This is a genomic window from Nocardia sp. CC201C (genome assembly GCF_030010695.1).
Taxonomy (GTDB): Bacteria; Actinomycetota; Actinomycetes; order Mycobacteriales; family Mycobacteriaceae; genus Nocardia; species Nocardia otitidiscaviarum.
The window spans coordinates 1-9825 of record NZ_JASCXP010000279.1 but is presented as its reverse complement, the minus strand read 5'-3'; the positions used below and the strand labels follow the sequence as shown (position 1 = coordinate 9825).

Sequence of the window (9825 nt, the reverse complement as noted above, 5' to 3'; positions counted from 1 at the left end):
TGCGCGAAGTGGCGCGCCCCGGTGAAGTACAGCGTCACCCCGGCCTCGCGGCACAGGTCGATGGTGTCCTTGTCGCGAATGGATCCCCCCGGCTGCACGATCGCGGTGATCCCGGCGGCAACCAGCTGCTGCGGCCCGTCGGAGAACGGGAAGAAGGCGTCGGAGGCCGCGACCGAGCCCTTGGCGCGGTCACCGGCGCGCTGCACCGCCAGCTGTACCGCGTCCACGCGGTTGACCTGCCCCATGCCGACGCCGACGGACGCGCCGTCGTGGGCCAGCAGAATGGCATTGGATTTCACGGCACGGCAAGCGCGCCAAGCGAATTCGAGATCGGCCAGGGTCTCGGCGGAGGCCGCGTCACCGGCGACCAGCTGCCAGTTGGCGGGCGCGTCACCCGCGGCGTCGAGAATGTCGCGATCCTGCAGCAGCACACCACCGCTCACCGGACGCAGCTCCGCGCCCTTGCGCCGGGGCGCCTCGGCGATGAGGATGCGCACGTTCTTCTTGCGCCGCAACACGTCCACGGCGCCGTCGGCATAGCCGGGGGCCACGATGACCTCGGTGAAGATCTCGGCGACCTGCTCGGCCATCTCCACCGACACCTCGCGGTTGGCCGCGATCACGCCGCCGTACGCGGAGACCGGATCGCAGGCGTGCGCCTTGCGGTGCGCCTCGGCGATATCCGCGCCGACCGCGATGCCGCACGGGTTGGCGTGCTTGATGATCGCCACCGCCGGCGCGTCGAAGTCGTAGGCGGCGCGCCAGGCCGCGTCGGCATCGGTGTAGTTGTTGTACGACATCTCCTTGCCGTGCAACTGCTGCGCCTGCGCCAGCCCGGCCGGTCCGGCCGCATCGGTGTAGAGCGCGGCGGCCTGGTGCGGGTTCTCGCCGTACCGCAGCACCGACTCACGGGTCCAGGTGGCGCCGATCCACTCCGGAAAGCGCTGCGCACCTTCGGATTCCGCGCCTTCAGCGGCCGCGCCCTCGGATGCCACAGCGGGAGCGGCGGCCGGAACCGCGACCGAGGTCATCCAGCTGGCGACCGCCACGTCGTAGGTCGCGGTGTGCTGGAAAGCCTTGGCCGCCAGCTCGGTCCGCCGCGCCAGGGTGAAACCGCCGTCGCGCACCGAGGCCAGCACGTCGTCGTAGTCGCGGGTGTCGACCACCACGGCCACCGACGGGTGGTTCTTGGCGGCGGCGCGCACCATGGACGGTCCGCCGATATCGATCTGCTCCACGCACTCGTCCACGGTCGCGCCCGAGGCCACGGTCTGGGTGAAGGGATACAGGTTCACCACGACGAGCTGGAATGCCTCTACGCCGAGTTCGACCAGCTGGTCGACGTGCTCCTCGCGGCGGGTGTCGGCGAGGATGCCCGCGTGCACGCGCGGGTGCAGGGTCTTGACGCGACCGTCCAGGGTCTCCGGAAAGCCGGTCAGGTCCTCGACCTTGGTGACCGGGATGCCCGCGTCGGCGATCTTGCCCGCGGTGGAACCGGTCGAGACCAGCTCCACGCCCGCGGCGTGCAGACCGGAGGCCAGCTCGATCAGTCCCGTCTTGTCGTAGACACTGACCAGGGCCCGCTTGATCGGCTTGCGCGCTGCCGGGTCCATCTGTGCCTCACTCACCGGAGAACTCGCTCATCTGGAATAACTGCCTTTCGTCCATCGGAGACAATGCCTCGCGTCGCGACGGCGGCGACCACCTGCGCCAACAACCGCCGTTCCACAACCTTGATGCGCTCGTGCAGCGACGCCTCGTCATCGGCGGGCAGCACGGCGACGGATTCCTGCGCGAGGATCGGCCCGGTGTCGACACCGGCATCGACCAGATGCACGGTGGAGCCGGTGACCTTGACCCCGTACGCGAGCGCGTCCCGCACGCCGTGCGCGCCCGGGAAGGCGGGCAGCAGCGCGGGATGGGTGTTGATGATGCGGCCGCCGAACCGACCCAGGAAGACAGGGCCGAGGATCTTCATGAAACCCGCCGACACCACCAGATCGGGCTCGCGGGCGGCGACCGCCTCGGTGAGCGCGACATCCCAGGCGGCGCGATCGTCGAAATCGCGCAGGGCGACCCGGAAACTCGGAACGCCGAACTCGTCGGCGTGGGCGGTGGCGGTGCAGTCGCGGTCTACGCCGACGGCGACGACGCGGGCCGGATAGTCCGGTTCCCGGGTGGCGGCGAGCAGCGAACGCAGCAGCGAACCGGTGCCGGAGGCGAGCACGACGACGCTCGCGGGCGCGGTGGGCGGCAGCAGCTGGGCGGGCGTGGACGTCAGCGCACTACTCCCTGTGAGTCGGGCGGGGCGGGGGCGGGCGGCTGCGAACCGCCGCCCTAGAGCCTAACGACCGTCCACTTCACCGGTGTCGAGCAGGTCCGCCTCCACCACTTCGGCGTCCACGATGTCGGTGTCGGCCGGGTCGTCCGCGTGGGGTTCGGCGGTGAGGGCGGGCGGTTCGTCGACGAGTTCGCCGTCGACCTCGACCACGCGCTCGGTGCCGTCGGGCGCGTCTTCGTACTCGTCGTAGTCGTCGTAGTAGTCGGCGTCCTCGTAATCGTCGGAGTCGTACCGGCTGTCGGCGTCGTACGCGCCGTCGGAGTCGTACTGACCGTCGGAGTCGTATTCGTCGTCGTAGTCGGTGTATTCGGTGTCGGGGTAGTCGTCGGCGTAGTCGCCCGCGGCGTACCCGGGGTCGGCGGCGGGTACGGCGAACCACCGCGCGGCGAACATGCCCACGTATCCGGGCAGCGCCAGCCAGAGGAAGGCCGGTATCGCCAACAGCAGCAGGTTCGGACCGATCTGCCCGAAGGAGCCGAGCACACCGCTGGCGAGCGAACCCAGCAGCGTGAGCAGCACCGCCGCCACGGCGGCCGAGGTGAGCGTGGCCCACGGGGCGGTCGGCCGATCGTCGGTGGTGCGTCCGATGTCCAGGCCGCCGAGCACGCCCACCGCGGCGGGCGCCAGCAGCAACACGACCCACCAGCCCGCCGCCGGACCGGTCGGCACGGCGGCCGCGATCGGCACCGCCGGAATCGGCGCACCCGTGACCTCGAACAGGCTCAGCGAACCGGCGCCGATGTGCACCTGCCCGCCGACCAGCACCGCCACCGCGTCGATGAGCACATTCGGCAGATAGGCGACCGACAGCAGCGTCAGCCCGAGCACACCCGCGATATCGCCCGCGGCCCGGTAGGTCTCACCGATGGCGGACCAGTGCGCCAGGAAGGACAACAGGGTGACGGCGGCGGCGACGAGCAGCAGTCGCCACACGGCCCGCACCCCCGCCCGCACCCCGGGCACCACCCAGTGCGGCACCGGCGCCGGGGACAGCGCGAGCAGCTCCCGCCACCGGCGACTGCCGATGCCCGCGGCGGCCGCCAGCAGGTGCAGGCCGAAGACCCAGCCGAAGGCGGCCGAGGTGTTCGGCGGCTGCAACGACACCACCGCGGCGGCATCGTCGGCGACGGCCAGACAGACCGCCGTGATGAGCAGCGGACCGCCCAGCGCCGCGCCGACGATCCAGCCGAGGTCGGCGCGGTTGCTCTCGTCGGGCACCGCGTGGGCGCAGTCGCGCGCCGCGATCCAGAGCATGAGCCCGGTCGGCAGCAGGGGCAGCAGTCCCAGTGACGTCTTGCCGATCACCAGCGGAACCTGATGGACCGCGAGCCAGCTCGCCGCGATCGCGCCTCCGGTCCCCTCCAGCCCGCTGCCCGCCGCCAACAGCGCCCCCAACACCAGTGCGACGATGACGAGCAGGGTGATGCTCGACGCCCGCGCCGCCACCACCAGCAGCACCCGAGCCCGCTCCGGAGTCAACGACCCGAATCCGCCGCCGGGTCCCCCCGCACCCGGTTCCGGCGGCTCGATATCGCTCAGACGCGCCAATGCGGCCTTCGCAGCGCTCATGGACATCCACCCTGGCAGCTTCACCCACGGCGACGCCTCAGGCGCGCCGCGCACCCGCCCCCGGGAACGCCCTCGCTCCCGGCCACCGCTCGACCGCCCGGCCGAGCCACGCGCCGCTGCCGACATGGGCGCTCGGCCCAGCCGCCGGAAACCTCCGCGTCCACGCCCCAGATCCGTATACCGCTCCGGTCCCCGGCCACGCACCCCGCTCGCCCCGGCTGCGCGCCCCGGTTCCCACCACCGGGACCGCGCCCCCGGTGCATCCGCCTCCAGCGCGGGGCCACCGGAGTGCGCTTCCACGTCGATGCGCTCGTCCGCTGCAGGCATGCGCCTGCCGCCCGCACGTGCCCGCACGCCGCCGCGCTCGGAGTCGTCGACGAGACGCCGCCGGTCGTCCGCGTATGTCCGACGGTCGCCCGGCTCGGCGGCACCGCGCCGGGTACCACCCGAACGGCTCCCGGACGGCCCGGTGCGTGTCCTGCGGGGCTCACCCGCGTAGCCCCGGCGGTCATCGTCTAATTCATCGTGACGCGATGTGGCACGGATGTCGGCGGACGCGGACGCCCGGCTCGCGGTGGTACGCCGTCGAACCCGAGACAGCGCATGGCGCAAGCCGTCCCACGGCATGTGGCCGGATGCGCCATCGGGCGTACGGCGTGGTGTGGTGGCCCGACGTGCGGGGGGAGGGCCGCTGCCCTCTCCCGAGCGGCGGGGGCGGCGGGGTTCGCGCGGGGGTTCTGAAGGAGTCACGGTGACAGGGCAATCCGATTCGAGCGTGGTCGACGACCCGACCGCCGAGGCCGGATGCACCGTCTCGGCCGGATCGGGCCCGAGCGCGACACGGCGTTGCGAGCGCGTGGTGGGGCGGTCGAGCGTCGTGGCGGAGGGGACGGCGAGCCGAGCGGCTACGGCGGTGAGTGGCGGGCGGCGGTGATGCCACCGCGGCGGATCGACGAGGCGAGTGGGACAACGATTGGGGGTCCGACGGACACCGGTCGTCGGGCAAAGGCCACGGTCCGGGCTCGCCAACACGAATTCCCATGGTCCGCGAGCCTCGATGCCGGAGTCCGCGAACGAAGTCCGGTGGCCCGCGAGCGGCCCCGGGCGGCCCGCAAGCACAACGGCCCCCGGTGTTCCCACCGGGGGCCGTTCGTCACGTCGGTCGATACCCGGACCGACTACTTGTCGTCCTGCCCCGGCCGGAACGCCTTGGTGGCGTCGGCGGCCGGATCGGCGCTCTGCTCACCGCCGAACGGCTTCTCCTGGCCGCCGCCGTACTGCTGACCGCCGTACTGCTGGCCGCCGAAGTGCTGGGTCGCGCCCTCGTCCGGGCGCGGCTGCGGCTGCGAACCGGTGCCGTAGGGCGATTGGCCGTAGGACGGCTGCTGACCGTACCCACCCGGCTGACCGGGCTGCTGACCGTAGGCCGGCTGCTGACCATAGGACTGCTGGCCCGGCTGGCCCGGCTGCTGACCGTAGGAGGGCTGCTGCTGGTACTGCGGGCCGGTGCCCTGGCCGCCGCCGAAGGACGGCTGCTGGCCGTAGCCGCCCGGCTGGCCGGGCTGCTGGCCGTAGCCACCCGGCTGACCGGGCTGCTGACCGTAGGACTGCTGACCGGGCTGCTGGCCGTATCCGCCCGGCTGCTGACCGTACCCGCCGGGCTGGCCGCCCTGGCCGTACCCGCCGGGCTGCGGCGCGGGCTTCGGGGCCGGGGGCTTGAGAATCCCCAGCTCGAACAGCAGGGCCGCGATGCCGACCGCGGTCTGCGCGAAGGCGAAGACCAGGACGACGATGCCGCCCCACTCCAGCGAGACGGAGTCATCGAGCGAGAAGACAGTGAACAGCAGGGTGAGGAACGCCGCCAGCGAGGCGGCGGCCGCGATCGGGGCCCAGTTCTGCTTGGAGATCAACGACAGCCCGGCCATGATTCCGGCGATCAGCAGCAGAGCCAGCGGCCCGGAGCCGCCGCCCTCGAAGAAGCTGGCGGAGGTGTCCACATCCACCGTGCCGCCGCCCAGGTCGAAGCTGGTGAACGGCGTGAATCCGAGCAGGAAGGTGATGACACCGAGCGCGGCGACACCGATGGCCAGGAAGAACGGCAGCCCCTTGCCCGTCGCGGCCGCGGCGCTCGCTCCACCGGTGGGACCGGCGGCGGGCGGCTGGCCGAAGCCGGGTGCGGAGGAGGGCGTCGGCGCGGGCGCGTTGTACCCCGAGCCCCCGGTCGGGTATGACATGTCGTCGTCTCCTATCGAATAGTTCACGAACAGCGCTGGCTGCTCCCCCGACGCTACTGCACCAGACCGCCTGGGTCACCATCTACCGCCGCCCGCGACCGGCGCGTTTACGCCGAACCGAACGCATGCTACCCGGCGCCGTTTTGCGTAAGCCGTTGAGCGACAACATCGTTCACCGAAAGCGCGGGACAAGCCCGCTCGACGAGCAGCGGAAAGCCAGCCGGATCGGCGTTTTCCGGCCACCCGGGGATAACGATACGGATACGCGAAGGCCGCCCACCGGACACGGCGGGCGGCCTTGCGACATCGGACCGGCACTCGCGCGCCGCTATCCGAATCAGGCGCTGATGCTGGCCTTCTCGAGGATCTCGCGCGCCAGGGCGGCGGTCTCGGACGGGGTCTTGCCGACCTTCACGCCCGCGGCCTCCAGGGCCTCCTTCTTCGCCGCGGCGGTGCCCGAGGAACCGGAGACGATGGCGCCCGCGTGGCCCATGGTCTTGCCCTCGGGGGCGGTGAAGCCCGCGACGTAGCCGACGACCGGCTTGGTGACATTGGCCTGGATGTAGGCCGCGGCCCGCTCCTCGGCGTCGCCGCCGATCTCGCCGATCATGACGATGAGCTTGGTCTCGGGGTCCTTCTCGAACGCCTCGATGGCGTCGATGTGGGTGGTGCCGATGACCGGGTCGCCGCCGATGCCGATGGCGGTGGAGAAACCGAAGTCCCGCAGCTCGTACATCATCTGGTAGGTCAGGGTGCCGGACTTGGAGACCAGGCCGATCGGGCCCTTGCCGGTGATGTTGGCCGGGGTGATGCCGACCAGCGACTCACCCGGGGTGATGATGCCGGGGCAGTTGGGTCCGATGATGCGGGTCTTGTTGCCCTTCTCCACGTTGTAGGCCCACGCGTAGGCGGTGTCCTGCACCGGGATGCCCTCGGTGATGACCACGAGCAGCGGGATCTCCGCGTCGATGGCCTCGATGATGGCGTCCTTCGAGAACTTCGGCGGCACGAAGGCGATCGACACGTCCGCGCCGGTCTCCTTCATGGCCTCGGCGACGGTGCCGAACACGGGCAGCTCGACCGCGTTGCCGTCCTTATCCGTGTGCGAGACGGTGGTCCCGGCCTTGCGCGCGTTGACACCGCCGACGACCTGGGTGCCCGCCTTCAGCATCAGCGCGGTGTGCTTGGTGCCCTCGCCGCCGGTGATGCCCTGGACGATGACCTTGGAGTCCTTGTTCAGGAAGATAGACATTGTGGTTCGTGTCCTTTACTTGGCCGCGGCCAGTTCGGCGGCCTTGTCGGCGCCTTCGTCCATGGTCTGAGCGAGGGTCACCAGCGGGTGGTTGGCGTCGACGAGGATCTGGCGACCCTCCTCGACCTTGTTGCCGTCCAGGCGGACGACCAGCGGCTTGGTGGCCGCGTCGCCCAGAATCTCGAGTGCCTTCACGATGCCGTTCGCGACCGCGTCACAGGCGGTGATGCCGCCGAAGACGTTGACGAACACCGACTTGACCTGCTTGTCGCCCAGGATGACGTCCAGGCCGTTGGCCATGACCTCGGCCGACGCGCCGCCGCCGATGTCGAGGAAGTTGGCGGGCTTGACGCCGCCGTGGCCCTCACCGGCGTAGGCGACGACGTCGAGGGTGGACATCACCAGGCCCGCGCCATTGCCGATGATGCCGACCTCACCGTCGAGCTTGACGTAGTTGAGGTCGTTCTCCTTGGCCTTGAGCTCGAGCGGATCGGTGGCGTCGATATCCGCGTAGGCCGCGTGGTCGGGGTGGCGGAACTCGGCGTTCTCGTCCAGCGTGACCTTGCCGTCGAGGGCCAGGATCTCGTTGTCGGGGGTGCGCACCAGCGGGTTGACCTCGACCAGGGTGGCGTCCTCGGAGATGAACACCTCCCACAGCTTCTGGATGGTCACCGCGGCCGCGTCCAGGATGTCGGCGGGCAGGTGGCCCTGCTCGGCGATGGACCGCGCGAAGGCCAGGTCCACGCCCTTGACGGCGTCGACCGGCACCTTGGCCAGGCGGTCGGGCTTGGTGGCGGCCACTTCCTCGATCTCCATGCCGCCCTCGACCGAGCACATGGCCAGGTAGGTGCGGTTGGCGCGATCGAGCAGGAAGGAGATGTAGTACTCCGACGCGATGTCCTTGGCCTCGGCGACCAGGATCTTCTTGGTGATGTGACCCTTGATGTCCAGGCCCAGGATGTTCTGAGCGTGGGTGAAAGCGTCTTCGGGGGTGGCGGCGTACTTCACGCCACCGGCCTTGCCGCGGCCACCGACCTTGACCTGCGACTTGATCATCACAGGCTTGCCGATTTCCTCCGCGATCGCGCGAGCGTCCTCGGCCGAGTCCGTGACGCGGCCCTCCGACGAAGGCACTCCGTGCTTCACGAAGAGTTCCTTCGCCTGATATTCGAAGAGATCCATGTACTCACCGTCTCGTCTGCGTTGTTGTGACAACGTCTTTGTTGGCGGCCCGTCGTCAGCCCGTAGCGACCACTTGCAGGTCGCCCGTGAAGGCCAGTGGGTCGGGTCGGACTCTAATCAGTCACATGGAGCCGAAATCAGCCGCATACAGCCTAAGTGGCGCAGGTCACGGTACAGTCTCCAGGGCCACAAAACCGCTGGGTATGACTACTCGCGAGTAGCTTTCGGACCGCGTGGCAGGTGAACGGGACTAATCCCGCAGAGCGATACAGACTACGACGCCTTGTAGTGGAACGGCCTCACGCAGTTACCCACAGCACAGTGAGGCAACCCCGGAGGACGACGTGATGAATGTCACAGCATCGACACGACAGGGGTTCATCGCTTGCCGACCCGCAATCGTTTCGTTACCGTCGTTGCGGTCGATGTCACAACACGGTCACGGCAGGAGGACGGCAAGCTTGACGCAGCACAGCGCTCCGCAGGTAGGAAGCCGCTCCGCAGGCGACCCGTCGAAATCGAGCTCCCTGCCCGCAGGTCGGACGAACGCCCATGAGTGACGGCGCATTCCCGACCGGGCGGCGCGCGCGAGCCAACCGGTACCGACAGGACGACGAAACCTTCGGCGACTCCGGACATTTCAGCCATAACGCCCAGTCCGGCGGCGGCACCCGATACGAGCACGGCCAGGTCTACGGCTGGCAGGCGCCCTCGTCCGCGCAGGGCGAGTGGAATGCCCACGGCGGCTGGGACGCACACGCCGCGAGCGCGCAGGGCGCCGTCGACAACGGTTACGGCGACAACTGGAACAGCGGCACCTGCTATGACGGCGCCAGCTGGAACAACGCGGCCGACGCCGACTGGAACAACGAGACCGCCGACTGGAACAACGAGACCGCCGACTGGAACGACGGCGGCGCTCGGGGCGACTGGCACGCCGACGCCGACGGCTCCTGGAACGGCAAGGCCGACGGTTCCTGGAACGGCAACGCCGCCAACTGGAACCGTGATTCCGGCAGCGCCTGGGACGGCGCCGCCGCGAACGGCGGCGCGGGCGGCTGGGGCGACCCCGCCGCCGAATGGTCCGGTGACTCCTGGAATTCCGGCGACGACGCCTGGGAGTCGCCCGCCGATCCGAACCCCTCCGACGAGCATCGGCCCGTCTACACCTTCCGCACCGCGTCCGGTGAGCCGCTGGAGTTCTCCCGCGACGGTGCCCGCGTCGATCCGGCCGCTTCCGGCGCGCC

6 protein-coding genes and 1 pseudogene are annotated in these 9825 nt (G+C 70.3%); 1 reads left to right on the top strand and 6 read right to left on the bottom strand.

Annotated features, from left to right (window positions below):
• The 6 genes from purH to sucC form a co-directional block, all read right to left on the bottom strand.
• The coding region (purH, locus tag QK444_RS24915; RefSeq protein WP_282784224.1) for a bifunctional phosphoribosylaminoimidazolecarboxamide formyltransferase/IMP cyclohydrolase at window positions 1–1613 on the bottom strand (1613 nt) is incomplete at its 3' end.
• 11 nt (window positions 1614–1624) lie between these two features.
• Entirely contained in the window at window positions 1625–2281 is a 657-nt protein-coding gene (gene purN / locus QK444_RS24910; protein ID WP_282784222.1) for a phosphoribosylglycinamide formyltransferase, read from the bottom strand.
• Window positions 2282–2344: 63 nt separating this feature from the next.
• Window positions 2345–3910, bottom strand: coding sequence for a DUF6350 family protein (locus tag QK444_RS24905; protein WP_282784220.1), 1566 nt, complete (start codon window positions 3908–3910; stop codon window positions 2345–2347).
• Between the two features lie 1178 nt (window positions 3911–5088).
• Window positions 5089–6144 (bottom strand): DUF5336 domain-containing protein, encoded by a 1056-nt coding sequence (locus QK444_RS24900; protein ID WP_282784218.1) that lies wholly within the window; start codon window positions 6142–6144, stop codon window positions 5089–5091.
• Between the two features lie 337 nt (window positions 6145–6481).
• A complete protein-coding gene (gene sucD / locus QK444_RS24895; RefSeq protein ID WP_282784216.1) occupies window positions 6482–7396 on the bottom strand; it encodes a succinate--CoA ligase subunit alpha in 915 nt (304 codons plus the stop codon).
• Between the two features lie 15 nt (window positions 7397–7411).
• A complete protein-coding gene (gene sucC / locus QK444_RS24890; protein WP_029931144.1) occupies window positions 7412–8578 on the bottom strand; it encodes an ADP-forming succinate--CoA ligase subunit beta in 1167 nt (388 codons plus the stop codon).
• A gap of 552 nt (window positions 8579–9130) precedes the next feature.
• Between sucC and QK444_RS24885 the strand changes: the two are divergent.
• Window positions 9131–9825 (top strand): annotated as a pseudogene (locus QK444_RS24885) (hypothetical protein); the annotation flags it as partial.

Coding starts and splice junctions, on each gene's coding strand:
- QK444_RS24900 (WP_282784218.1), bottom strand. CDS start 6,144: ATGTCATACCCGACCGGGGGCTCGGGGTACAACGCGCCCGCGCCGACG.
- QK444_RS24905 (WP_282784220.1), bottom strand. CDS start 3,910: ATGAGCGCTGCGAAGGCCGCATTGGCGCGTCTGAGCGATATCGAGCCG.
- sucC (WP_029931144.1), bottom strand. CDS start 8,578: ATGGATCTCTTCGAATATCAGGCGAAGGAACTCTTCGTGAAGCACGGA.
- sucD (WP_282784216.1), bottom strand. CDS start 7,396: ATGTCTATCTTCCTGAACAAGGACTCCAAGGTCATCGTCCAGGGCATC.